The 24822-nt window shown below is 63.8% G+C and carries 22 protein-coding genes; 11 read left to right on the top strand and 11 right to left on the bottom strand.

Annotated features, from left to right (window positions below):
• Positions 1-16 precede the first annotated feature (16 nt).
• The 6 genes from rodA to CDO35_RS19960 all read right to left on the bottom strand — a co-directional run bounded on the left by rodA (position 17) and on the right by CDO35_RS19960 (position 5884).
• A complete protein-coding gene (gene rodA / locus CDO35_RS19985; RefSeq protein WP_177429648.1) occupies positions 17-1120 on the bottom strand; it encodes a rod shape-determining protein RodA in 1104 nt (367 codons plus the stop codon).
• Between the two features lie 38 nt (positions 1121-1158).
• On the bottom strand, positions 1159-3051 hold the full coding sequence (gene mrdA, locus CDO35_RS19980; protein WP_099526362.1) for a penicillin-binding protein 2: 1893 nt from the start codon (positions 3049-3051) through the stop codon (positions 1159-1161).
• Between the two features lie 10 nt (positions 3052-3061).
• The gene (gene rlmH, locus CDO35_RS19975) at positions 3062-3529 is read right to left on the bottom strand and encodes a 23S rRNA (pseudouridine(1915)-N(3))-methyltransferase RlmH (RefSeq protein WP_013717179.1); all 468 of its coding nucleotides are present in this window, start codon (positions 3527-3529) and stop codon (positions 3062-3064) included.
• Between the two features lie 9 nt (positions 3530-3538).
• Positions 3539-3892, bottom strand: coding sequence for a ribosome silencing factor (rsfS, locus tag CDO35_RS19970; protein ID WP_003240193.1), 354 nt, complete (start codon positions 3890-3892; stop codon positions 3539-3541).
• A 66-nt stretch (positions 3893-3958) separates the two neighbouring features.
• The gene (gene nadD / locus CDO35_RS19965) at positions 3959-4618 is read right to left on the bottom strand and encodes a nicotinate-nucleotide adenylyltransferase (protein WP_099526361.1); all 660 of its coding nucleotides are present in this window, start codon (positions 4616-4618) and stop codon (positions 3959-3961) included.
• Positions 4619-5884, bottom strand: a complete 1266-nt coding sequence (locus tag CDO35_RS19960) for a glutamate-5-semialdehyde dehydrogenase (protein WP_099526360.1) — start codon at positions 5882-5884, stop codon at positions 4619-4621. It lies immediately after the preceding gene.
• Positions 5885-6119: 235 nt separating this feature from the next.
• Here CDO35_RS19960 and CDO35_RS19955 point away from each other — a divergent pair, with 235 nt between their 5' ends.
• Together CDO35_RS19955 and CDO35_RS19950 are read left to right on the top strand one after the other, a co-directional pair.
• The gene (locus CDO35_RS19955; protein ID WP_099526359.1) at positions 6120-6839 is read left to right on the top strand and encodes a DNA-3-methyladenine glycosylase; all 720 of its coding nucleotides are present in this window, start codon (positions 6120-6122) and stop codon (positions 6837-6839) included.
• Entirely contained in the window at positions 6836-8152 is a 1317-nt protein-coding gene (locus CDO35_RS19950; protein ID WP_099526358.1) for a bifunctional DedA family/phosphatase PAP2 family protein, read from the top strand. Before CDO35_RS19955 ends, CDO35_RS19950 begins: the two co-directional genes overlap by 4 nt.
• A 9-nt stretch (positions 8153-8161) precedes the next feature.
• Here CDO35_RS19950 and CDO35_RS19945 read toward each other — a convergent pair whose 3' ends face one another.
• From CDO35_RS19945 to CDO35_RS19935, 3 genes are read right to left on the bottom strand one after another with little or no spacing between them, the layout of a single operon-like run.
• Complete coding sequence (locus CDO35_RS19945; protein ID WP_099526357.1) at positions 8162-8746, bottom strand: LON peptidase substrate-binding domain-containing protein; 585 nt, start codon at positions 8744-8746, stop codon at positions 8162-8164.
• 60 nt (positions 8747-8806) lie between these two features.
• Positions 8807-9523, bottom strand: a complete 717-nt coding sequence (locus CDO35_RS19940; protein WP_099526356.1) for an LrgB family protein — start codon at positions 9521-9523, stop codon at positions 8807-8809.
• Positions 9520-9879, bottom strand: coding sequence for a CidA/LrgA family protein (locus tag CDO35_RS19935; RefSeq protein ID WP_099526355.1), 360 nt, complete (start codon positions 9877-9879; stop codon positions 9520-9522). Before CDO35_RS19935 ends, CDO35_RS19940 begins: the two co-directional genes overlap by 4 nt.
• A gap of 399 nt (positions 9880-10278) precedes the next feature.
• Here CDO35_RS19935 and CDO35_RS19930 point away from each other — a divergent pair, with 399 nt between their 5' ends.
• The 6 genes from CDO35_RS19930 (at position 10279) to CDO35_RS19900 (ending at position 17078) form a co-directional block, all read left to right on the top strand.
• Positions 10279-10734 carry a MaoC family dehydratase gene (locus CDO35_RS19930; protein ID WP_099526354.1) on the top strand — a complete coding sequence of 152 codons (456 nt, stop codon included), beginning with the start codon at positions 10279-10281 and terminating at the stop codon, positions 10732-10734.
• Between the two features lie 148 nt (positions 10735-10882).
• Complete coding sequence (locus CDO35_RS19925) at positions 10883-12607, top strand: C13 family peptidase (protein ID WP_099526353.1); 1725 nt, start codon at positions 10883-10885, stop codon at positions 12605-12607.
• Positions 12608-12781: 174 nt separating this feature from the next.
• The gene (locus tag CDO35_RS19915; RefSeq protein ID WP_099526351.1) at positions 12782-13423 is read left to right on the top strand and encodes an oxidoreductase; all 642 of its coding nucleotides are present in this window, start codon (positions 12782-12784) and stop codon (positions 13421-13423) included.
• A 16-nt stretch (positions 13424-13439) separates the two neighbouring features.
• A complete protein-coding gene (locus CDO35_RS19910) occupies positions 13440-13784 on the top strand; it encodes a DUF5629 family protein (protein WP_099526350.1) in 345 nt (114 codons plus the stop codon).
• A gap of 3 nt (positions 13785-13787) precedes the next feature.
• A complete protein-coding gene (locus CDO35_RS19905) occupies positions 13788-14399 on the top strand; it encodes a class I SAM-dependent methyltransferase (protein WP_099526349.1) in 612 nt (203 codons plus the stop codon).
• Positions 14400-14468: 69 nt separating this feature from the next.
• Complete coding sequence (locus CDO35_RS19900) at positions 14469-17078, top strand: EAL domain-containing protein (RefSeq protein WP_208019978.1); 2610 nt, start codon at positions 14469-14471, stop codon at positions 17076-17078.
• Positions 17079-17082: 4 nt separating this feature from the next.
• On the opposite strand, the gene CDO35_RS19895 is transcribed toward CDO35_RS19900, so the two are convergent.
• Positions 17083-17721 (bottom strand): response regulator transcription factor, encoded by a 639-nt coding sequence (locus CDO35_RS19895; RefSeq protein WP_064494980.1) that lies wholly within the window; start codon positions 17719-17721, stop codon positions 17083-17085.
• An 87-nt stretch (positions 17722-17808) separates the two neighbouring features.
• Positions 17809-19743 carry a sensor histidine kinase gene (locus CDO35_RS19890; protein WP_208019977.1) on the bottom strand — a complete coding sequence of 645 codons (1935 nt, stop codon included), beginning with the start codon at positions 19741-19743 and terminating at the stop codon, positions 17809-17811.
• Positions 19744-19884: 141 nt separating this feature from the next.
• On the opposite strand from CDO35_RS19890, the gene CDO35_RS19885 reads away from it, so the two are divergent.
• The 3 genes from CDO35_RS19885 to CDO35_RS19875 all read left to right on the top strand — a co-directional run bounded on the left by CDO35_RS19885 (position 19885) and on the right by CDO35_RS19875 (position 24809).
• Positions 19885-21504 carry an acyl-CoA synthetase gene (locus CDO35_RS19885; protein WP_099526348.1) on the top strand — a complete coding sequence of 540 codons (1620 nt, stop codon included), beginning with the start codon at positions 19885-19887 and terminating at the stop codon, positions 21502-21504.
• Between the two features lie 99 nt (positions 21505-21603).
• A complete protein-coding gene (locus CDO35_RS19880) occupies positions 21604-22977 on the top strand; it encodes a solute carrier family 23 protein (protein WP_099526347.1) in 1374 nt (457 codons plus the stop codon).
• A gap of 59 nt (positions 22978-23036) precedes the next feature.
• Entirely contained in the window at positions 23037-24809 is a 1773-nt protein-coding gene (locus CDO35_RS19875; protein WP_099526346.1) for an acyl-CoA dehydrogenase C-terminal domain-containing protein, read from the top strand.
• Positions 24810-24822: the final 13 nt, after the last annotated feature.

Here is a 24822-nt window from a genome sequence, read left to right as displayed (position 1 = left end):
ACCCATAACCCCCAAATCAAACCTGAGCGATCCACTTTCTGTGGGTGTGGATCGCCATCAATATCCCGAAGCCTGACAACAGCGTGACCAGATGGGTTCCGCCGTAACTAATGAAGGGCAGCGGAACCCCAACCACCGGCAGCAGCCCGCTGACCATGCCGATGTTGACGAATACGTAGACGAAGAAGGTCATGGTCAGCGCCCCGGCCAGCAGCTTGCCGAACAGCGTCTGCGCCTGAGCGGTGATCACCAGGCCGCGCGCCAACAGCAGCAGATAGAGCAATAGCAACAGACAGACGCCGACCAGGCCGAACTCCTCCGCGAGCACGGCAATGATAAAGTCCGTGTGGCTTTCCGGCAAAAAATCCAGGTGCGACTGAGTACCCAGCAACCAGCCCTTGCCCAATACACCGCCGGAACCGATGGCGGCCTTGGACTGGATAATGTTCCAGCCCGCGCCCAGCGGGTCGCTCTCCGGGTTGAGGAAGGTCAGCACGCGGCGTTTCTGGTAGTCATGCATGACGAAGTACCACATGCCCACCGCGACCGGCACCACGGCAGCGGCGGCGCCAATGATCCAGCGCCACTGCAGGCCGGCCATGAACACCACGAAAGCACCCGAGGCGAGGATCAGCAACGAGGTGCCCAGGTCGGGTTGTTTGACGATCAGTACGAAGGGCACACCGATCATCGCCAGGCTGATGACGATGTGCTTGAAGCGCGGCGGCAGGTTGTGCCGCGACAGGTACCAGGCGATGGTCATCGGCATGATGATCTTCATCAGTTCCGACGGCTGGAAGCGGATCACCCCGGGGATATTGATCCAGCGCGTCGCACCCATCGCGGTATGACCCATGACCTCCACTACCATCAGCAAAGCGACGCCTATCACGTAGGCAAGAGGCACCCAACGCGCCATGAAGCGCGGGTCGAACTGGGCAATCACCACCACTGCGAGCATGCCAATGCCAAAGGACGACGCCTGCTTGAGCAGCAGGTCGATGTTCTTGCCACTGGCCGAATACAGAATGAACAGGCTGCCAGTGCCGAGAATCAGCAACAGCAGCAGCAACCAGCCATCGATGTGCATGCGCTGCAGCAGGCTGGCGCGACGACGCAGCACGTCCTCGTCGGACAGGGTACGGTCGAAATTGCTGATCATCGCTGACTGACCTCGGCAGGCTTGGGCAACGCGAACTTGGCCTTGAGCTGGCCGGTTTCCTTATCCAGCAGCCAGGCATCCATCACCTGCTTGACCACGGGCGCGGCAACACCGGAGCCGGACTCACCATTCTCCACCATGACCGCGACGGCGATCTGCGGGTTGTTCGCCGGTGCAAAACCGATGAACAGCGCGTGGTCGCGGTGGCGCTCCTGTACCTTGTTACGATCGTACTTCTCACCCTGCTTGATCGCCACCACCTGCGCCGTACCGCTCTTGCCAGCGATACGATAGACCGAACTGTCACCAACCTTGCGCGCGGTACCGCGAGGGCCGTGCAACACCTCTTCCATGCCGCGAATGCCGTAATCCCAGAACTTGGGATCACGCAGGACGATATCCGCAATCGGATTGGGGTCTGACGGCAGGCGGCCATCGACGCTCTTGGCCAGGTGCGGACGAATCCACTTGCCGCGCGTGGCCATCAATGCGGTGGCCTGCGCCAGTTGCAGCGGCGTGGTCTGCATGTAGCCCTGACCGATACCGAGAATCAGCGTCTCGCCCGGATACCAGGGTTGACGATAACGTGCCCGTTTCCAGTCGCGCGAAGGCATCAGGCCGGCGGTCTCCTCGAACATATCCAGCGAAACACGCCGCCCAAGGCCGAAGCGGCTCATGTAATCGTGCATGCGATCGACGCCCATCTTGTGCGCCAGATCGTAAAAATAGGTGTCGTTGGAGCGAGCGATGGCCAGATTGAGATCGACCCAGCCATCACCAGTACGGTTCCAGTTACGGTATTTGTGGCTGTGGTTGGGCAACTGATAGAAGCCTGGGTCGAACACCCGCGAAGTAGGCGTGACCACACCGGCATCGAGACCGGCCACAGCAACCATCGGTTTGATCGTCGAGCCTGGCGGATAGAGGCCGCGCAGCACCCGGTTGTACAGCGGCTGATCGATGGAGTCGCGCAGTTCACCATAGGCCTTGAAGCTGATACCGGTGACGAAGGGGTTGGGGTCGAAGCTGGGCTGGCTGACCATCGCCAGCACTTCGCCATTGTTCGGATCGATGGCTACCACGGCTCCACGTCGACCGCCCAGGGCGTTCTCAGCTGCCTCCTGCAGGTGCACGTCGAGGCTGAGCACGATGTCCTTGCCCGGTTTCGGATCGACGCGGTTGAGTACACGCAATACGCGGCCACGGGCATTGGTCTCGACCTCCTCATAGCCGACCTCGCCGTGCAGCTCGTCCTCGTAGAAACGCTCGATACCGGTCTTGCCGATATGGTGCGTGCCGGCATAGTCGGTAGGATCGAGGCGCTTGAGTTCCTGCTCGTTGATGCGCCCGACATAGCCGACCGAATGAGCGAAGTGCTCCTGCTGCGGGTAATGCCGCACCAGCTGCGCAGCCACCTCGACGCCGGGCAGACGGAACTGGTTGACCGCGATGCGGGCAATCTGCTCCTCGCTCAGCTCGAACAGGATCGGTACCGGTTCGAACGGACGCCGCCCCTGGCGCACGCGGCGCTCGAACAACGCGCGCTCGTCCTCGCTAAGTTCCAGCACCTCGACCACTGTGTCGAGCACGCTGAGCCAGTCACCGGCACGCTCGCGGGTCACGGTCAGGCTGAAGCTGGGACGGTTGTCGGCGATGATCACGCCGTTTCGGTCGTAGATCAGCCCACGGGTCGGCGGCAGCGGCTGCACGTGGATGCGGTTGTTCTCTGCCAGAGTGCTGTGATGCTCGTACTGAATCACCTGCAGGTAGTACATGCGCATGACCAGCACGCAGGTCAGCAGGATGATCACCACGCCGCCGACGAGCACCCGGCGCTTGACCAGGCGAGCGTCCTTTTCGTGATCCTTGAGGCGAATCGGCTGCGGCATGACTACTTGATCACTTGTGGTACGGGTGGCCGGACAATACGGTCCAGGCTCGGTAGATCTGCTCGCCGAGCAGGATACGCACCAGCGGATGCGGCAACGTCAGAGGCGACAGCGACCAGCGCTGCTCGCTACGCGCGCAGACCTCCGGTGCCAGCCCTTCCGGGCCACCGACCATGAGGTTGACGTTGCGTGCATCGAGGCGCCAGCGATCGAGCTCCGCTGCCAGTTGCTCGGTGCTCCATGGCTTGCCATGGACCTCCAGCGTGACGATACGTTCGCCGGGCTGCACCTTGCTCAGCATGGCCTCACCCTCCTGACGGATCAGGCGGGCGACGTCGGCATTCTTGCCGCGGGTGTTGAGGGGAATCTCCACCAGCTCCAGCGGCAATTCGGCAGGCAGACGCTTGACGTATTCCTGCCAGCCCTCTTCGACCCAGCGCGGCATGCGCGAACCGACGGCGATCAGTTTGATCCGCACGGTTTACGCTTACTCGGCCGAATGTTGCGCGCGGCTCTGCTCGGCGCCCTGCCACAGGCGCTCGAGGTCGTAGAACTGACGCGCGGTCGGCAGCATCACGTGCACGACGATGTCGCCGAGGTCGAGCAGGGCCCATTCGCCGCTGTCCAGACCTTCGCTACCGATCGGGCGCACGCCCTGCTCCTTGACCTTTTCCAGCACGTTTTCCACCAGCGATTTGACCTGACGGCTGGAGCTACCGCTGGCGATCACCATGAAGTCGGTGATGCTGGTCTTGTCCTTGACGTCGATCACGGTGATGTCGGTCGCCTTGATCTCTTCCAGCGCCGCCACGGCGATCTTGACCAGCTCTTCGCTGGGCATGTTCTGCTTGCTCATAAATGACTCATTTGCCTCGTGTAATGGACGCCAGCGCACATGCGCAGCGTTTCAAGCATTGGGCGCACGGTACAGATCGTGCGCCTGGATATAGGCCAGCACCGCATCGGGCAGCAGATATCGCGCCGAGCGGCCGGTTGCCAGTAAATGGCGAATCTGCGTGGCGGAAATCGCCAGCGGAGTCTGCCAGATGAAACTGATTTGCCCGCCTGAACCCTGCAGGCTCAACGGGTCGCTGACACTGCGTGCAGCCAGCAGATCGCGCAGAGCCTCCGGCGCCTCGCTGTCGGCATCCGGCCGCTGCAGTACCAGCAGATGGCAGTGTTGCAGCAACTCCTGCCAACGATGCCAACTCGGCAGGCCGCAAAAAGCGTCCCAGCCGAGCAGCAGAAACAACTGATCGTCCACCGCCAACTCGGCGCGCACCGACTCCAGCGTGTCCACCGTGTACGACGGCTTGTCGCGAAGAAGCTCGCGGTCATCGACCGTCAACCGCGTCTCGCCAGAGACCGCCAGTTCGACCATGGCCAGGCGCTGCTCGGCCGTCGCCTGCGGCGTATCACGGTGCGGCGGCCTGGCGCTGGGGATCAACCGCAGCTCGTCCAGCGCCATGAATTCCGCCACTTCCAGCGCGGCACGCAGATGCCCGATATGCACCGGGTTGAAGGTACCGCCGAGCAGGCCGATGCGTCGGGCGCCGAGTCCGTTCATTTATGTGCGAATGTGTCCATCGCCAAAGACCACGTACTTCTCGCTGGTCAGGCCGTCCAGGCCGACCGGGCCGCGTGCGTGCAGCTTGTCGGTGGAGATGCCGATCTCCGCACCCAGGCCGTACTCGAAGCCATCGGCGAAGCGAGTCGAGGCATTGACCATCACCGAAGCGGAATCCACTTCGGTGAGGAAGCGCCGCGCATCGCTGAAATTCTCGGTGATGATCGAATCGGTGTGCTGCGAGCCGTAGTGGTTGATGTGCTCGATGGCCGCATCCAGCGAGTCGACGATGCGAATCGCCAGGATCGGCGCGTTGTACTCGGCGAACCAGTCGTCTTCGCTCGCTTCCAGCACATCGCCGCCCAGCAGCTCGCGGGTGGCGGCATCGCCACGCAGCTCAACACCTTTGTCGCGGTAGATGGCGGCCAGCGGCGGCAGCACCTTGCCCGCCACGGCAGCGTGCACCAGCAGGGTTTCCATGGCGTTGCACGGCGAATAACGCTGGGTCTTGGCGTTGTCGGCAACGCGAATCGCCTTGTCCAGATCAGCGGCGACGTCGATATAGACGTGGCAAACGCCATCCAGATGCTTGATCACCGGCACCTTGGCATCGCGGCTGATGCGCTCGATCAGGCCCTTGCCACCGCGCGGCACGATCACGTCGACGAACTTCGGCATGGTGATCAGCTCACCGACGGCAGCACGATCAGTGGTTTCCACCACCTGCACGGCAGCGGCCGGCAGGTCAGCCTCGGCCAGGCCCTGCTGGATGCAGCGGGCAATTGCCTGGTTGGAATGAATGGCCTCGGAGCCGCCGCGCAGGATGGTGGCATTGCCGGACTTCAGGCACAGGCTGGCGGCATCGATGGTCACGTTCGGACGCGACTCGTAGATGATGCCGATCACGCCCAGTGGCACGCGCATCTTGCCGACCTGAATGCCGGACGGCAGGTAGCGCATGCCCTGAATCTCGCCAATCGGGTCAGGCAGGGTCGCCACCTGGCGCAGGCCTTCGATCATGCTGTCGATCACCGCCGGCGTCAGCGCCAGGCGGTCGACCATGGCCGGCTCCAGACCGCTGGCGCGGGCGGCTGCCAGGTCCAGCTCATTGGCGGCAGTCAGCTCGGCGCGAGCGGCGTCGAGGGCATTGGCAGCGGCGTGCAGCGCGCGATTTTTCTGCGCGGTACTGGCGCGGGCGAGCACCTTTGATGCCTGGCGGGCGGCTTGGCCCAGGCGGGTCATATAGTCGTGCACGGACTCGGTCATGGCGGCGGAGGTCTGGCAGTTGGAAAAAGGGGCTGATTATAGCGGGCTCGCAAGGCCGCGCCCAGCGGCGTCTGGCAAGCGGTAGGCAACCCATCCGCCGGGTGATGAATGCTAGACGTAGTCGATGTAACGCGCCGTGGGGCAAACACGGCCATCATGAGCGCTGGAACGTTCAGGCATTTTTAAGCTTCTTGTTGCTATGCTCGCCGCCCGAGACTTAGCCCCCGTGCGACAGATGAAGCCTGCCGACCCCACCCTCAGCTTGCCCTGGCCTGATGCCAATCCATTGCCCGACACCTTCTTCGACCGCGATGCACAGCTGCTCGCCCGCGAGTTGCTCGGCAAGGTCATTCGCCATCGCGTCGGTGCGCTGTGGCTGAGTGCGCGGATCATCGAGACCGAGGCCTACTACCTGGTCGACAAGGGCAGCCACGCATCGCTCGGCTACACAGAGAAGCGCAAGGCGCTGTTCGCCGATGGCGGGCATATCTACATGTACTACGCGCGCGGCGGCGATTCGCTGAACTTCAGCGCTCACGGGCCTGGTAATGCGGTGCTGATCAAATCCGCACATCCCTGGGTCGATGCCATCAGCGGCCCCGATGCCCTGGCGGCGATGCAACGCAACAACCCGGGCAGCCTCGACCAACCCCGCGCCATCGAGCGTTTGTGCGCCGGGCAGACGCTGCTCTGCAAGGCGCTGGGTCTGAAAGTGCCGGACTGGGATGCGCGCCGTTTCGATCCGCAGCGACTGTTCGTCGAAGATGTCGGCGAACGACCCCATGTGATCATCCAGTGCGCGCGCCTGGGCATTCCCAAGGGCCGCGACGAAGACCTGCCCTACCGTTTCGTTGATGCCGCCTACGCACGTCACTGCACACGCAACCCTTTGCGTCGTGGACAGGTCGAAGGGCGTGATTATCGATTGTTGAGCGTTTCAGGAGCAGAACGATGAGCGTCTGGCTGGATAACCTGACCACCTGGCTGAGTGGCAACCCGCAATGGCTGGGGGTGGCGATCTTTACCATCGCCCTGCTCGAATGCCTGGCCCTGGTAGGCATCGTGCTGCCTGGCGTGGTGCTGCTGTTCAGCGTCGCGCTGCTCGCCGGCAGCGGGATACTGACGCTGTGGCAGACGCTACTGCTGGCCTACGCCGGAGCGCTGTGTGGCGACATGATTTCCTACGCGCTGGGCAGACGCTTCAAGCACAACATCGGCCGCCTGCCGGTGTTGCGTCACCATCCGCAGTGGATTCTGCGTGCCGAACTCTATTTCCGTCATTACGGCGTGGCCAGCCTGTTGGTCGGTCGTTTCATCGGCCCGCTGCGCCCAATGCTGCCGCTGGTAGCCGGCATGCTGAACATGCCACTGCTGCGTTTCATACTGGTCAGCCTGGTGGCCGCAGCCGGCTGGGCGGTGGCTTACCTGTTGCCGGGCTGGGCGACCGGCGCGGCCCTGCGCCTGCCGATGGCAGAAGGTTTCTGGACGGAAGCAGCGGTACTGTTGGCCGGTATCGGCGTGATCCTGCTGCTGACCATTCAAGCCAGCCTGGCGGAAAAGCCGCGGGCCAGCCTGCTCGGTGGTGGCCTCAGCCTGTTACTGCTGTTGGCCATCATCATCGGCTGGCCGCACCTCGATGCGCTGGATCAGGGCCTGATGTCTTTGGTCCAGGAACAGCGCCAACCGCACCTGGACCAATGGATCGGCACCCTGACCCGGCTGGGCGACTTCCATATCCAGTTTGCGGCGGCTGCAGTGCTGTGCACCTTGCTGTTCCTGACACGGCAATGGCGTCACCTGCTCTTCGCCGGCTCGACCCTGCTGGTCACGGCGCTGGGCAATACCACGCTCAAGCATGGGTTTGCCCGGGCGCGCCCTGACGTGCTGAGCGAGCCACTGACCACCTTCAGTTTTCCCAGCGGCCACAGTTCGGCAGCCTTTGCCTTTTTCCTGGTGCTGGGGGTGCTGGCCGGCCGTGGTCAATCGGCACGCCTGCGCCTGGCCTGGCTGGTAGTGGCGTGCCTGCCAGCCTTGGCGATCGCTTTGTCGCGGGTCTACCTGGGGGTGCACTGGCCCAGCGACATTATCGCCGGCGCTCTGTTGGCCTCGGCGGTATGCGGCCTGAGCCTGGCCCTGTGTCAGCGCCAGGAAGCGCTCCCGCCGCTACCGGCGCGCCTGTGGTGGATCATCCTGCCCGCCTGCCTATCGGTGCTGGGCGCCATGGCGACCTGGCAGTTGTCCACCGCACTGCTGCGCTATTCCTATTAAGGCGTCGCCTCAGACATCGCCCTGGAGCACTTCCAGCATGACGTGCAGTTGCTCCAGGCGCAGGGCAGGATCATCGAGCTGAAGTAGCTGCAGTTTCTGCGCCGGCTCCAGCGGCAATAGATAGGCCAGCTGATTGGCCAGTTGCTGCTGACCGGCGACCACGCCCGTCATATCCAGGCCCGCCACCAGCGGATGCTCGGCCAGGGCCGCGTGCAAGGCGGCCAGGTCAGCGTGCTCGGCCTGCAGCGGACTGTTGGGTTGCTCCTCCAACCACTGCACGTCGGCGACGGTCAGTTGATCCGGCAGAACCTGGGCGCGCTCGACATGAAAACGCCGACCGCCCTCGACGCGAATACCCAGCAGACCATTGGTACGCTGCTGAAAGTCGCGCACTAACGCCTCGCAGCCAATGGCCGCGAAACGGCTGGCGGCTTCTCCCACTTCTTCGCCCTCGACGATGCACACCACGCCGAACCCCGTACCCTGTTTCATGCAGCGGCTGATCATGTCCAGGTAGCGTACCTCGAATATCTGCAGGTCGAGCACGCAGCCGGGAAACAGAACGGTGTTGAGCGGGAACAGCGGGAGCTTCATGGTTTACGGCCTGTTATCAACGCAAGGCTGCCGGAGCATCAGGGATGGTCAGGCAGGCTCTCACAGGAGCATGACAATCGCCAGCGGCAACAGCACGGCGGTGATCACACCCATCAGGCTCATCGCCAGCGCGGCAAAGGCGCCGCACTCGTCGCTCTCCTGCAGGGCACGCGCCGTACCCACGGCATGCGCGGTGATGCCCAGCGCCATACCCTGCGCCGCCGGATGATGAACCCGGCACAGTCGCAGAATGGACGGTCCGACGATGGCGCCTATGACCCCGGTGATCATCACGAACACCGCCGCCAGGGCCGCGATGCCGCCGATCTGATCGGCCACCAGCATGGCTATTGGCGAAGTTACCGATTTCGGCGCCATGCTCATCAGCATGATGTGCTCGGCGCCGAACAGCCAGGCCAGGCCCGCACCGAGTACGGTGGCGAAGGTGCCGGCAATCAGCAACGTCAGGATGATCGGCCAGAACAGCTGGCGAATCCGCCGCAGGTTGAGGTACAGCGGCACGGCCAGGGCCACCGTGGCCGGGCCGAGCAGCAGCGTCAGCGCCGCGACGCTGTTGCGGTATTCGGCGAAACTCAGGCCGCACAGCAGCAGGATGCCGATCACCGTGAGCATCGATACCAGTACCGGTTGCAGGAATACCCAGCGGGTTCGCTCGTAGGCGGCCATGGCCAGTTGGTAGGCGCCCAGGGTGATGCCGATGCCGAACAGCGGGTGATGGGTCAATGCCTGCCAGGCGCCCTGCCAATCCGGACTCATACGTCCTCCTGGCGCTGCTGACGCTCGATCAATTTCTGCATCAGCCAGCCAGCGAACGCCAGCGACACCAGCAACGACAGTACCAGCGCGCCGACCACAGCCCAGAAATCGGCGGCGATATCGCTGGCATAAGCCATCACGCCCACTGCCGGCGGCACCAGGATCAGTGGTAGGTATTTGAGCAGGCTGCTGGACGCGACGCTGAGCGGTTCCCCCACCTCGCCACGCAGCATGAGAAAGACGAACAACAAAAGCATGCCGATGATCGGGCCAGGCAACATCGGCAGCAGCAGAACGTTGAGAACGGTACCCAGTAACTGGCACAGCACCAGCCAGGAAAGGCCGCGAAGCAGCATGTTTGAAGTCTCCGGAAAACGAGCGATGGCCGTGAGCGCCGCTTACGAGTAGGCCGCTGAAAAACGTAGGCGAGGCGGCCAGTGCAAGACAAAAACAGGCGAGGAAGCGCAGTTTACGAGTTGTAAATGAGCATTCCGAGCCTGTTTTTAACGCAGCAATGGCAACGTAGGTAGTTTTTCAGCGACCTACTGGAGGGGATTCCGGGCATCTATTAAGGCATGTCGGCCATTATAGGCGTGATGCCACTCCGCTGGCCTCTGTATTGCTTCGTCGAGCGGGCCTATGCCGCGTCATTCATCACGCCAAGGCAGGCTTGACCCGATGCCGCCCCCATGATGATCTAGGCCGCAACGGTTTCACGCACACAAGAAAAACACCCGCGTCCTCAAGGAGGAACTATGCCGTTAGTACCCGTAGCAGAGCTCAAGGACTATGTTGGCAAGGAACTCGGCAAGTCCGAGTGGCTGACCATCGACCAGCAGCGTATCAACCAGTTCGCCGAGTGCACCGGCGACCACCAGTTCATCCACGTCGACCCGGAAAAGGCCAAGCTGACCCCCTTCGGCACCACCATCGCCCACGGCTTCCTGTCGCTGTCGCTGGTGCCGATGCTGATGGAAAAGATCATGATCATGCCGCAGGGCCTGAAGATGGCAGTGAACTACGGCCTCGACAGCGTTCGCTTCATCCAGCCGGTCAAGGTCAACTCCAAGGTGCGCCTGGTGGTGACGCTGGTCGACGCCAACGAGAAGAACCCCGGCCAGTGGCTGCTCAAGGCACGTGCCGTACTGGAGATCGAAGGCCAGGAGAAACCTGCCTACATCGCCGAGCCGCTGACCCTCTGCTTCGTCTGATCCCTCCCGGGCATCTCCAGTCGCTCCTGTTTCCCGCGCCCTGCGCCGGAACAGGAGCGATCCTGCATCCGTAACGAGTGCGGCTATGCAGCGCAAGCATCCAGGCTTGCGGCATACTGCGTGCAAAGCACCGACCTGGACGTCCGTCATGAATCCCCTTGCCCTGCGTTTGCTGCCGCTGTGCCTGTCCTTGCTGATCGCCGGTTGCGATGAGGCGCGCCCGCTGTTGCCGGCCAATGCCACCCTGCCCGATGGCGGCCAGTATCGCGGCGAGATAGTCGACGGCTTATTGCAGGGCCCCGGACGGCTGGACTACCGCAATGGCAGCTGGTTCGTCGGCCAATTCAAGGACGGCATGCTCGAAGGCAGTGGCGAATGGCAGGGCCCCGGCGGCGAGCACTACCTGGGCGAATTTCACGAAGGCATGTTCCATGGCCAGGGCACCCTGACCTACAGCGACGGTAGCCGCTACGAAGGCGGTTTCGAACGCAACCGTTTCAGCGGCGTCGGCCTGCTCGAGCAGGGTGGCCAGCGCTACCAGGGGGAATTTCTCAACGACCGTTTCCATGGCCTGGGCAAACTGGAGATGGCCGACGGTAGCAGCTTCCAGGGCCAGTTCGTCAACGGCCAGGCAGAGGGCCAGGGCGTGCGCAGCGACGCCTACGGCAACCAGTACAGCGGCGTGTTCGTGCAAGGGCTGCTCAGTGGCCAGGGCAGTTACCGCAATGCCGATGGCGACAACTACAGCGGCGGCTTCCAGAATGACGAATTCCACGGCAAGGGCCGCTACCAAAGCGCCAGCGGCGAAACCTGGGCCGGCGAATTCGTAGAAGGCGTGATGCAGGGCCCCGGCGAATACACCGACGGCGAAGGCACCCGCTACCTTGGCGAGTTCGCCGACTGGCAGTACGAAGGCGAAGGCCTGCTCACCCTGCCCGACGGCAGCGCCTACCGCGGCCACTTTTCAGGTGGTGATTACAGCGGCGAAGGCACTCTGACCCTGGCCGATGGCAAGCGCCAGTCAGGCACCTGGCAAAGCGGCCGCCTGGTACGCGACGAGCAGGGTCAGGTCCTGCCTGACAGCCTCGAGCTGGGCCTGCTGCAACAGGGGCAACTGCTCGACCAGGCCATCGCCGCCATCCCGACATCGACACCAGCACGCGAACTGTATGCGCTGACAATGGCCGGTGACGGCAAGCAAAGCGTATTCATGCGCGAAGCCGATTACGTCAGCCGACTGATGCGCGAGCGCTTCGGTGCCTATGGCAGCATCACCCTGGTCAACCATCGCGACCATCTTGCCGACCGCCCGCTGGCCACTCGCGAGAATCTCACCCGCGCGCTGCAAGCGCTGGCCGAACGCAGCGGCGAGGAAGACCTGATCTTCATTTACCTGACCAGTCACGGCTCGCGTCGTCATGAACTCAATCTCGACCAGCCGCGCCTGCAACTGGCCGACCTGCCTGCCAGCGAGCTGGCTGCCCTGCTCGCTCCGCTCAAGCAGCGCAACAAGGTGGTGGTGATTTCCGCCTGCTACTCCGGCGGTTTCATCCCGCCGCTGAAAGACGAAAAGACCCTGGTGATGACCGCCGCGCGCGCCGACCGGGTGTCCTTCGGCTGCAGCGAGGAAAACGACTTCACCTATTTCGGTCGCGCCCTGTTCGCCGAAGCGCTGGGCGAGACCGACAACCTTGAACGGGCCTTCGAACTGGCCAAGGAACGTGTCGCCGAGCGTGAGCAGAGCGACGGCTTCGAACCTTCCGAACCGCAGATCTGGGCGCCACGCGGCGTACTCCAGCACTGGCGCGAACTGCGCCAAAGCCAGGCCGAGCGTGCGCTCGGTGCCGTGGCCAGCGGTCCGGCAAAGGACTAACAGGCCGTTGAAAAACGTAGGCGAGGCAGGCAAGACGAGGCAAAAACAGCCGAAAAAGCGCAGTTTACGAGTTGTAAATGAGCATTTTGAGGCTGTTTTAAACGAAGCATTGCCAACGCAGGTAGTTTTTCAACAGCCTGTTAAGCTGAACTGTAATGGACAAGAGACAACTGCATGTACCTGACCCCGCAGCACATCCTTATCGCCGGCGCCACCGGACTCACCGGTGAACACCTGCTCGACCGCCTGCTCAGCGAGCCAACGGTCGCCCGCGTGCTGGCACCGACACGCCGCCCCCTGGCCGCACACCCGCACCTGGAAAACCCGGTAGGTGACCTGCAGGCCCTGCTGCCGCAGCTATCCGGGCAGGTCGATACCGCCTTCTGTTGTCTGGGCAGCACTATCAAGCAGGCCGGCTCACAGGAAGCCTTCCGCGCCGTCGACCATGACCTGGTGCTGGCATTCGCCCGTCGCGCTCGCGAGCTCGGCGCACGGCACTTGGTGGTGATCAGCGCCCTGGGCGCCAACGCCGGATCAAAGGTGTTCTACAACCGCATCAAGGGCGAAACCGAGGAAGCGTTGAAAGCCATGGACTGGCCGCAACTGACCATCGCCCGCCCATCGCTACTGCTCGGCGCGCGTCATGAATTCCGTCTCGGCGAGCGCCTGGCGGCGCCGCTGCTGCGCTGGCTGCCGGGCAAGTACCGCGGCATCGACGCCTGTGCCCTGGCCCGCGCCCTCTGGCGCCTGGCTCTGGAAGAGGAAGACGGCGTGCGCGTGATAGAGTCCTCCGACCTGCGCCGCCTGGGGCGCTGACGTGGTGGATAAAGCGATGAAACCGACAAGCCTGATCGAGGCGCTGCAAGACGCCGACATGCTCGAGATCGACGGTCTGTATGCCTGGCAGTTCGACCTCGACACCGAACTGCTGGCGCAAATCAGCGCTGGCACGGCGGGCAGCGACAGCGCCGCCAAACCGCTGCTACAGGTGCACTGCATCGATGGTCGCGAGCGCCGCTTGTGGAAGTTCTCCCTGGCTTCGGTACAGGCCGCGCGCTACAGCGAAGCGGACGACAGCTGGCTGATCGAAGGCAACGATGTCAGCCACACGCTCAAATGCTTCGCCGCCTACCGCGGCGACAACGATGAGGACGATGAAGGGCAGGACGAAGCCTGAACCATGGGCCTCTATGACCGCCATATCCTGCCGCATCTGATCGATTTCGCCTGCGGCATGGGCGCGGTGATGAAGGCGCGCTCGCAGATCGTGCCACTGGCCAAGGGCCGAGTACTGGAGATCGGCATCGGCAGCGGCCTCAACCTGAGCTTCTGCGATCCGCAGCGGGTCGAGGTGGTGGTTGGCGTCGACCCGTCCGCCGCCATGCAGCGCCTGGCCCGTGAGCGCGCCGAACGTTGCCAGGTACCGGTGGAGATGATCGCCCTGGAGCTGGGGCAGATTCAGGCGGCGGATGCCAGCTTCGATGACATCGTCTGCACCTTCACCCTGTGCACCATCCCCGATGCGGTCTCTGCTCTGCGTGAAATGCGCCGCGTGCTCAAGCCTGGCGGGCGCCTGCTGTTCTGCGAACACGGCCTGGCACCGGACCTCCCGGTGGTGCGCTGGCAGAAGCGCCTGACGCCACTGTGGAAACCGCTGGCCGGCGGTTGCCATCTGGATCGAGACATCCCCGCACTGATTGGAGCCGGCGGCTTTCATATCCGCCAGTTGGAAACCGGCTACCTGAAAGGGCCCAGGCCCATGACCCACGTCTATCGTGGCTGGGCCGACTGAGCACCGCCCTGAGCTCGCATAGTCGACATAGGCGGCCATACTGCAGAACAGGTTGCTGGAACTCTGCCCATGGAAGCCGCCCCGCGCATGAAGCCCCTCTCGTTACACCACCTCGTTAACCTGCTGCTGTGTCTGTGCCTGCTGGGCTGCGCCTGGAGCACCGCCGCAGAGGCACGCACGGTCAGGGTCGGCGTGTACGCCAACGAACCAAAGATATTTGCCGATGCCAACGCACAGCCCTCGGGCATTCTCGGTGAACTGCTGCAGGCCATTGCCAACGAGGAACGCTGGCAGCTGCAGACATTGCCCTGCGCCTGGCAGCAATGCCTGCAACTGCTGCAGGACGGCGAGATCGATCTGCTGCCGGACGTCGCCTTCAGCGAGGAGCGGGCACAACTGATGGACTTCCATCAGGTGCCTTCGCTGTTCAGCTGGTCACAGCTGTACAGCCATGAAGAACTGCGCCTGCAGAGCGTGCTCGACCTGCGCGGCCTGCGTATCGCCGCGTTGGAGGGTTCGATTCAGTTCCAGTATCTGCAGAGCCTGCTCAGCAGCTTCGGTCTGCAGGCGCAGATGATTCCGCTCAGCGACCTGAGCCAGGGCTTTGCCATGGTGCTTGCCGAGCAGGCCGATGCAGTGGTGGCCAATCAGCTGTTCGGTGACTATCACGCCGCCAACTACCGCCTGAGCGCGACACCGATCATGTTCCAGCCTGCACAGCTGTTCTACGCCACGCGCAAGGGCGCCAACGCCGAGCTGCTCAGTGCCATCGACCAGCACCTGCAGAATTGGCAATCAGCGCCTGGCTCTATCTACTTTCAGGTGCTGCAGCGCTGGAGTGGCGCGCCTCAGCAGCGCAGCGTGCCCGTCCTGTTCTGGTGGGGCCTGGCGTTGCTCGCCGCGCTGCTGACGTTGGCCATCGGCGGCAGCCTGCTGTTGCGCCGCCAGGTCGCGGACAAGACCCGACATCTCAAGACCAGCGAAGCGCGCCTCAATACCATCCTCGACAGCGTCGAGGCGCATATCTACATCAAGGACCCGCAACTGCGTTATCAGTACGTCAATCGCAAGGTCTGCGAGCTGTTCGGCCGCAGCGCCGAACAGGTTATCGGCCATAGCGATGTCGACTTCTTCGACAGTGACACGGCGCAAGCACTGGGCATCAACGACCGACGCGTACTGGCTGGCGAGCGCATCGAGAGCGAGGAAACCAACCGTGATCGCTACGGCCGTAACGAGCGCACCTACTTTTCGGTGAAGCTGCCGCTGCGTGCAGCCGATGGCAGCATCTACGCCCTGTGCGGCATTTCCACCGACATCACCGAGCACAAGAAGAACCTCGAACAGATCCATCAACTCGCCTATTACGACGCGCTCACCGGCCTACCCAATCGCCGCCTGCTGCTCGAACACCTGCAGTTTGCCCTGGCCCGCAGCGCACGCAGTCGACGTGAGGGCGCGCTGCTGTTCATCGATCTGGACAATTTCAAGCAGCTCAATGACACCCTCGGCCACGACATGGGCGATCTGCTGCTGCAACAGGTCAGCGAGCGCCTGCTCAATCAGGTGCGCCTCGAAGACAGCCTGTCGCGCCTCGGCGGCGACGAATTCGTATTGATCCTGGAGAACCTCGAGCCCGAGCCTCAGGCTGCCATCGCCACTATCGAGCATGTCGCAGAAAAACTGCTGCGCGCTCTGGCCACCCCGTTCGAGCTGCCCGGCTATAACCACAGCGGCAGCGCCAGCATCGGTGTCGCCTTGTTCTCGCAACCCCATGACAAGCCCGAGGAGCTGCTCAAGCACGCCGACCTAGCGATGTATGAAGCCAAGGCCGCCGGGCGCAATACCCTGTGCTTCTTCGACCCGCGCATGCAGCAGGCACTGGCCGCCCGCGCCACCCTGGAGCACGAGCTGCGCCGCGCTCTGAGCGAGGCTCAGTTGCTGCTGCACTACCAGCCGCAGGTGGATGAACGGGGTGAGCTGCTCGGCGCCGAGGCACTGGTGCGCTGGCAACACCCACAGCGCGGTCTGGTACCGCCTGGTGAGTTCATCCCGCTGGCAGAAAGCACCGGGCTGATCCTGCCCATGGGCCGCTGGATCCTGCAAACCGCCTGCCAGCAACTCGCCTCGTGGGCCAATGACCCGCAGCGCGCCGAGCTGACCGTGGCGATCAACGTCAGCGCCCGCCAATTCCATCATCCGGACTTCGTCACCGACGTGCTCAGCGCGCTACAGAAGACCGGAGCCAACCCGCACAGGCTGGAACTGGAGCTGACCGAGAGCCAGCTGGTGCAGGACATCGAAGCGCTAATCAACAAAATGGGCCAGCTCAGAGCCTACGGCGTGCGCTTCTCGCTGGACGACTTCGGCACCGGCTACTCATCGCTCAGCTACCTGAAACGCCTGCCACTCGACCAGTTGAAGATCGACCGCAGCTTCGTTCGCGACCTGCTCGACAATGCCAGCGATACCGCCATCGTGCGGACCATTCTCGCTCTGGGGCAGGCGCTGGAGTTGCGCGTCATCGCCGAAGGCGTAGAGAGCCAGGCACAGCGCGATGCCTTGCTAAGCCTGGGCTGTCGCCACTTCCAGGGCTACCTGTATGGCGTCCCGCAGCCGGCCGAACAGATCGGCGTCTACGGTCGAGCCACCCTCGACCTGCAGCAGGGCTCAGCGTAAAGGCTCAGACGCGCACCGGCTCACGCAACGCCAGGCTGTCTACCAGACCGGCGGCGATAGCCATACCCACCAGCTCGGCCAGCGTCTCGGCCTGCATGCGTTTCATCACCCGTGAGCGATAGAGGTCGACGGTTTTCACGCTGATATCCAGCTGCTCGGCGACTTCACGGTTGGTGTAGCCGCGCACCAATGGCAACAGCACGTCACGCTCACGCGGGGTGAGTTGATCGAGCCGTGCCTGTACCGCTGCCAGACGCGGATCCTGGCGCACCGCAGGCAAACGACGCTCTAGCGCCTGCTGAACACTGTCGAGCAGCAACTGCTCGTTGTAGGGCTTCTCGATGAAATCCACGGCGCCGGCCTTGAACGCACGCACGACGATAGGCACGTCGGCATGACCGCTGACGAAAATTATCGGCAGGTCGATACCCCGTGCGCGCATTTCCTCCTGCACATTGAGCCCACCCATACCCGGCATGCGCACGTCGAGCAGCACACAGGCGTTGGCCGCCGCATCGCAGGCCTCGAGAAAAGCGCGACCGCTGGTGAACGGCACGCCCTTGAGGCCTACCGACTCCAGCAGCCAGAGCGTCGAGTCGAGCATGCCCTGGTCATCATCGACCACGTAAACCAGTTGTTGCATCCCTGTGCTGCTCCTCTTGTTGTTATGCGTTTCATCGATCGCGGCTAACGCCCCCTCGCACAGTTTGCATGCCCTGTGGGAGGGGCTTTAGCCGCGACTGTTCGACAATGACTCATCGTCCCTACCCAGCGGCAAGCGGCACTCCAGACACAGCCCGCCGCCCTCAGCCGGGAAGGCCTCCAGCGCCCCACCAAAGCCCTCGATGATGCTGCGGCTCATGGACAGGCCTAGCCCCAGTCCATCGGCCTTGCTGGTGTAAAAGGGGGTGAACAGCTTGCCCATCTGCTCGTCACTGACACCCGGCCCCTGATCGATCACCCGGATCGCCAGGTTGCCGTCCGCTTCGCTTGCCTCCAGACGCACCTGCGAAGGTGCACCAGGGTGACGTTCGCGGTTGGCATCGATGGCATTGCGCAGCAGGTTGAGCAGTACCTGTTCGAGCAGCACGCGGTCGGCAAATACCGGCGGCAGATTGTCCGGCAACAGGTCGCTCACCGCCACCTGCGCCGTACCGGCCTCCCAGTTGCACAGACGCACCGCTTCGCGCGCCACCTCGGCCAGGTTCAGCGCCTGCATGCGCCGCTGGCCCTTGCGCAGGAAAGCACGCAGGCGCTTGATCACGGCCGAGGCATGATTGGCGTGCTCGGTGATGCGTGCCAGGCCCTGGCCCACCTTGTCCACACCGGCAGGATCGCCGCCGACGCCCTGCAGGTAGCGCTGGCTGGCGCTGGCGTAGTTGACCACCGCCGCCAGCGGCTGGTTGATCTCGTGGGCGATGCCCGAGGCCAGCTCGCCCAGGGTGATCAGCCGCGTGGTGTGCGCCAGCTCGTCCTCCAGGCGGCGCTTGTTCTCCTCGGCCTGGATGCGCGCGGTAATGTCGCGCGACACGCTGACCACCTCCACCACCGCACCGGTGTAAGTCTCGCGGATGGCGCGGCTGGCGGTCTCGAACCAGAGGTAGTGACCGTCGCGGTGGCGAATGCGATAGCTCATGGTGTGGTAGCCATCCTGCTCCAGTGCCTCGCGCGCCTGCTTGGCTTGCTGAGCCTGATCCTGCGGATGCAGCAGGCTGTCGACCGCCATGCCGCGTAGCTCTTCCGGCCAGTAGCCGAGCAACGTCCAACTGGCAGGCGTGGCGTCGAGGAACACGCCGTCCGGGGTGTGCCGGGAAATCAGATCGGTGGTGTTCTCGGTGATCAGCCGATACAGCCGTCGCGCGCGCGCCGCTTCGCGCTGCTCGCGAATCTCCTGGGTCGCTTCGCGGCAGCGCGCCAGCACACGGCGCTCGGCAACATCGGGGATAAAGCTCCAGATCAGGATGCGCTCGCCGTCCTGTGCCTCCACTGCCTCGATCGCGCGCCCCTGCTCCAGGCAAGCACGCACCAACGGCACATGGTTGACCGGCAGCAGCGCGCCCACCTGCACCAACGCACGGTCGCCGAGCAAGGTCTGCAGGGCCTGATTGAATTCCAACGCCCGTGCCTGCTCATCGAGCAGCAGCGCCGGCTGCGGATCGGCCGACAGCAGCGGTGCGCTGCGCGCCATGCCACCGGCCAGCGCGATCAGTTGCGCCAGCAGCTCGCGCAGCCAGGGCAACCACTCCAGGCCGGCATCTTCGTCCACCTGCAGCAACAACAGACCGGCACCACCCTCCTCCAGGCTCAGCGCCAGGGCCTGACCGTGATGAATAGCAGCGCGGCGCAGTCGACCCGCCAGCCAGCAGGGCAACTGACGCACTGCTTCCAGGCTCAGGCAGGGCTGCGTCGTCAGCGCCTCGAACAAGGCCTGATCGCTGGCGGCCAGCGGATCACCCTGGCCCGGCGGCAAACGTGGCCCGCCATCTTCCTGGGCATAGGTGCGGCTGGCCGGCTGCCAGGTCAGGTACCAGGCCTGGCGTACCTGTGGGCAGCCCAGTACGGCGCGACGCAAAGCTGCCGCCCGCTCGTTGAGGGATGGCGCTTCGCGCTGGATACGCAGCCAGGCCTGCAGCGGCACGGCCGCCTGATCACTCGAAAGATTCATATAGTAATTATTCTATAAAACCTTGGTACAACTTCCATAAAAAATAGAAATGACCTATAAATTACCGCCAGCAAGCTTCGGTAATGCCTGCATCATTACCGGAATAACCAGAGCTAACAATCAGCCAAAGGTGTATCCGCCATGTCGATCTACGAGCAGGGCCTCGGCCGCGCCGCCGTCAACCATGTCGCCCTCAGCCCCCTTAGCTTCATCGAGCGCACCGCGGCGGTCTACCCGCGATATCCGGCGGTGGTGCATGGCTCGATTCGCCGCAACTGGGCCGAAACCTACGCGCGTTGCCGGCGCCTGGCTTCGGCGCTGGCCGGTCGCGGTATCGGCAAGGGCGACACGGTAGCGGTGATGCTGCCGAACATTCCGGCCATGCTCGAAGCGCATTTCGGCGTGCCGATGATCGGCGCGGTGCTCAACACCCTCAACGTGCGCCTGGACGCCGAAGCCATCGCCTTCATGCTGCAGCATGGCGAAGCCAAGGTGGTGATCGCCGACCGCGAGTTCTATGACGTGATCCATGCGGCCATCGGCATGCTCGACCACCCGCCGCTGGTGATCGACGTCGACGACCCCGAGTACGGCGAAGGCCAGGCGGTCAGCGATCTGGACTACGAGGCCTTCCTCGCCGAAGGCGATCCCGAATTCGCCTGGCAGTGGCCCACTGACGAGTGGCAGGCCATCAGCCTCAACTACACCTCCGGCACCACCGGCAACCCCAAGGGCGTGGTCTATCACCACCGTGGCGCCTTCCTCAATGCCATGGGCAACCAGATGACCTGGGCCATGGGCAACCACCCGGTCTACCTGTGGACGTTGCCGATGTTCCACTGCAATGGCTGGTGCTACCCCTGGACGATCACCGCCCTGGCGGGCGTGCACGTGTTCCTGCGCCGCGTCGACCCGGCGAAGATCCTCACCCTGATCCGCGACGAACAGGTCACCCATCTGTGCGGCGCGCCTATCGTACTCAACGCCCTGGTGAACATGCCGGCCGAGGCCAAGGCGGCCATCGATCACCCGGTCAAGGCCATGGTCGCCGGCGCCGCGCCACCCGCCAAGGTCATCGGCGCGGTGGAAGAAATGGGCATCGCCGTGACACACGTCTACGGCCTCACCGAGGTCTATGGCCCGGTAACCCTGTGCGCCTGGCACGCCGAATGGGACGAGCTGCCGCTGGAACAACGCGCCACCATCAAGGCGCGCCAGGGTGTGCGCTACCCGACCCTGGAAGGGGTGATGGTCGCCGACCCGAAAACCCTCGAGCCGGTACCGCGCGACGGCCAGACCATTGGCGAGATCTTCATGCGCGGCAATACGGTGATGAAGGGCTACCTGAAGAACCCCAGCGCCACCGCCGAGGCCTTCGAGGGTGGCTGGTTCCACACCGGTGACCTGGGCGTGTGCCACGCCGACGGCTACGTGGAAATCCGCGACCGCCTCAAAGACATCATCATCTCCGGCGGCGAGAACATCTCCACCATCGAGGTCGAGGGCGTGCTCTATCGCCACCCGGCGGTGCTGGAAGCAGCCGTGGTAGCCCGACCGGACGAAAAATGGGGCGAGACGCCCTGCGCCTTCATCACCCTGAAGACCGGCCAGCAGGCCAGCGACAGCGAGATCATGAGCTTCTGCCGTGAGCACCTGGCCGGCTTCAAGGTGCCCAAGACCGTGGTCTTCACCCAGTTGCCGAAAACCAGCACCGGCAAGATCCAGAAGTTCGTCCTGCGCGATATGGCCAAGGCGCTGTAGAAGCGCCCTCTCCCCCGGCCCCTCTCCAGGTGGGAGAGGGGTGAATTAACCGTTTCCACAACAACAAGAACCGGCCCAGGCGGCCGACGGAGAACTCTCATGCAAATTTTCAAGCGCCGTGACGGCGACGAACAACCGCACTGGCCCCTTGGCCCGTTCAAGCTGCGCCTGCCCTTCGTGCATTACCGCTGGGAAACCGCCGAGATGCTGCAGGCACTGATCATGTTCGTGGTCAGCCTGGCGATGATCCCGCTGCTGGAGAAATACCTCGGCCTGCCCTACGACGTGGCCCTGGCCTACGTGGTGGTATGCGGCATCGGCTTCGTGCTGCCGGCGCTGCTCGGCGTGCCGCTGGTGCCGGGCTGGATCACCCCCGGCATCCCCGTGGTGCTGTTGTTTCTCGGCAACTACGAGCCGGGCCCAGCGGCCATTCAGGCGCTGTTCGCCTTGCAGTTTCTGGTGTTCGTGATCTTCCTCTTCCTCGGCGTCACCCGCCTGGGCAGTGCACTGGTACGACTGATCCCCAACTCGATGAAGGGCGGCATCATCATCGGCGCCGGTATCGCCGCACTGATGGGCGAGATCAGCGCTGGCGGCCGCCTGGCCAACACACCGATTTCCCTGGTGCTGGGCAGCCTGATCTGCCTGTACCTGATGTTTTCGGTGTCGTTCAAAGGCCTGACCGAGCGCGTGCCCTTCGCCCGCAAGATCGTCAACTACGGCATGGTGCCGGGCATGCTGATCGCCATCTTCATCGGCATCGGCGTGGGCGAGTACAAGATGCCGGACGTGAAATGGGGCATCACCGCGCCGGCCTTCGGCGAAATGTGGAACTACCTGCCGTTCAACGTCGGCTTCCCCGGCCTGGACGTGTTCATGCTGGCCGTACCCACCGCGGTGATTGCCTACGTGATCGCCTTCGGCGACATCATCGTCGGCCAGTCGCTGATGCAGCGCGCCGATGAACTGCGCACCGACGAGGTAATCGAAAACAACGTCGACCGCATCCACCTGGTAACTGCCATCCGCAACGCCCTGCATGCCTTCTTCGCGCCCTACCCTGGCCTGGCCGGCCCGCTGTGGACGGCGGTGGCGGCGACCATGGCCGAACGCTACAAGTACGGCCGCAAGGCGATGGATTCGATCTACAGCGGCGCAGGCACCTTTTGGATCACCGGTTTCGCCGCGCTGTTCATGCTGCCGCTGGTCAGTTTCTTCCAGCCGGTACTGCCGATCGCCCTGTCGCTGACGCTGATCCTCACCGGCTACATCTGCCTGATGGTCGGCTTCGAGCAACTGAACAACAACACCGAGCGCGGCATCGCCGGCACTATGGGTGTGGTGCTCGCTGTCTACGGCGCGGGCTGGGGCCTGGCTGCAGGCGCCGCGCTGTACATCCTGGTCGAACGCACCCATCTGCTTAAATTCACCAGCGTCAAGGATAAGCCGCAAAGTCCGGCGGAAGCCGACTGACGGATTTCGTTCCACACGCGCCGCGCTCGTCGCGGCGCCACTGCTGTCGAGGTTGCACAATGCCCGAGTTCAACGCCCCGCTGCGCGATATGCGCTTCGTCCTCCATGAAGTCTTCCAGGCGCCGAGCCTGTGGGCACGTCTGCCGGCCCTGGCGGAAACCGTCGATGCCGACACCGCCGACGCCATCCTCGAAGAAGCGGCCAAGGTCACCGGCGGCCTGATCGCCCCGCTCAACCGCAGCGGCGACGAAGAAGGCGCACAGTGGGTCGATGGCGACGTGCGCACCCCGACCGGTTTTCGCGAGGCCTATGCCACCTACACCGAAGGCGGCTGGGTGGGCCTGTCCGGCAACCCGAATTACGGCGGCATGGGCATGCCCAAGATGCTCGCCGTGGCCTTCGAGGAGATGCTCTACGCCGCCGGCTCCAGCTTCGCGCTGTACTCGGCGCTGAGCTCCGGCGCCTGCCTGGCCATCGACGCCCACGCCAGCGAAGACCTTAAAACCACCTACCTGCCGCCGATGTACGAGGGTCGCTGGGCCGGCTCCATGTGCCTGACCGAGGCCCATGCCGGCACCGACCTGGGCATCATCCGCACCAAGGCAGAGCCACAGGCCGATGGCAGCTACAAGGTTACTGGCAGCAAGATTTTCATCACCGGCGGCGAGCAGGACCTGACCGAGAACATCATCCACCTGGTGCTGGCCAAGCTGCCGGACGCACCAGCCGGGCCCAAGGGCATCTCGCTGTTTCTGGTGCCCAAGGTGATGGTCAACGCCGATGGCAGCCTCGGCGCGCGCAACGCCGTAAGCTGCGGCTCCATCGAGCATAAGATGGGCATCAAGGCCTCGGCCACCTGCGTGATGAACTTCGACGGCGCCACCGGTTACCTGATCGGCGAGGTCAACAAGGGCCTGGCGGCGATGTTCACCATGATGAACTACGAGCGTCTGTCCATCGGCATCCAGGGCATCGGCTGCGCCGAGGCGTCCTATCAGTCGGCCGTCAGCTACGCCCGCGAACGCATCCAGGGCCGTGCCGCCACTGGCCCGGTCAACCACGACAAGGTCGCCGACCCGATCATCGTCCACGCTGACGTGCGTCGCATGCTGCTGACCATGAAAGCGCTGAACGAGGGCGGCCGGGCCTTTGCCTGCTACGTCGGTCAGCAGCTCGACCTGGCCAAGTACGCCGAGGACGCCAGCGAGCGGCAGAATGCCGAAGCCCTGGTGGCCCTGCTCACCCCGGTGGCCAAGGCCTTCTTCACCGACACCGGGCTGGAAAGCTGCGTACACGGCCAGCAGGTATTCGGCGGCCATGGCTATATCCGCGAATGGGGCCAGGAGCAGCTGGTGCGCGACGTGCGCATCGCGCAGATCTACGAAGGCACCAACGGCATCCAGGCACTCGACCTGCTCGGGCGCAAGGTGGTGGCCAACGGCGGCGCCGCACTGCGCCTGTTCGCCAGCGAAGTGCGCGACTTCGCCCACGCCCATGAATCGCCCTTCGGTGATCGCCTGGTGGAAGCGCTGGAACGACTGGAAGCAGTCAGTGGCTGGCTGCTGGAGCAGGCCAAGAGCGAACCCAACGCAGTCGGTGCCGCCTCGGTGGAGTACCTGCACCTGTTCGGCTACGTCGCCTACGCCTACATGTGGGCACGCATGGCTGCCGTGGCGCAAAGCAAGCTGGGTGAAGACGAAGCCTTCTACGGCAGCAAGCTCGCGACCGCCGAGTTCTTCTTCGCCCGCCTGCTGCCGCGCACCCTGAGCCTGGAGGCGAGTATTCGTGGTGGTAGCCAGTCCTTGTATGGCCTGGCCGCCGAACAGTTCTAAACATAGGGCAGGT

Origin of the sequence: Pseudomonas sediminis (assembly GCF_002741105.1) — a bacterium.
GTDB lineage: Bacteria > Pseudomonadota > Gammaproteobacteria > Pseudomonadales > Pseudomonadaceae > Aquipseudomonas > Aquipseudomonas sediminis.
This window is presented reverse-complemented; position numbering and strand designations above follow the sequence as displayed.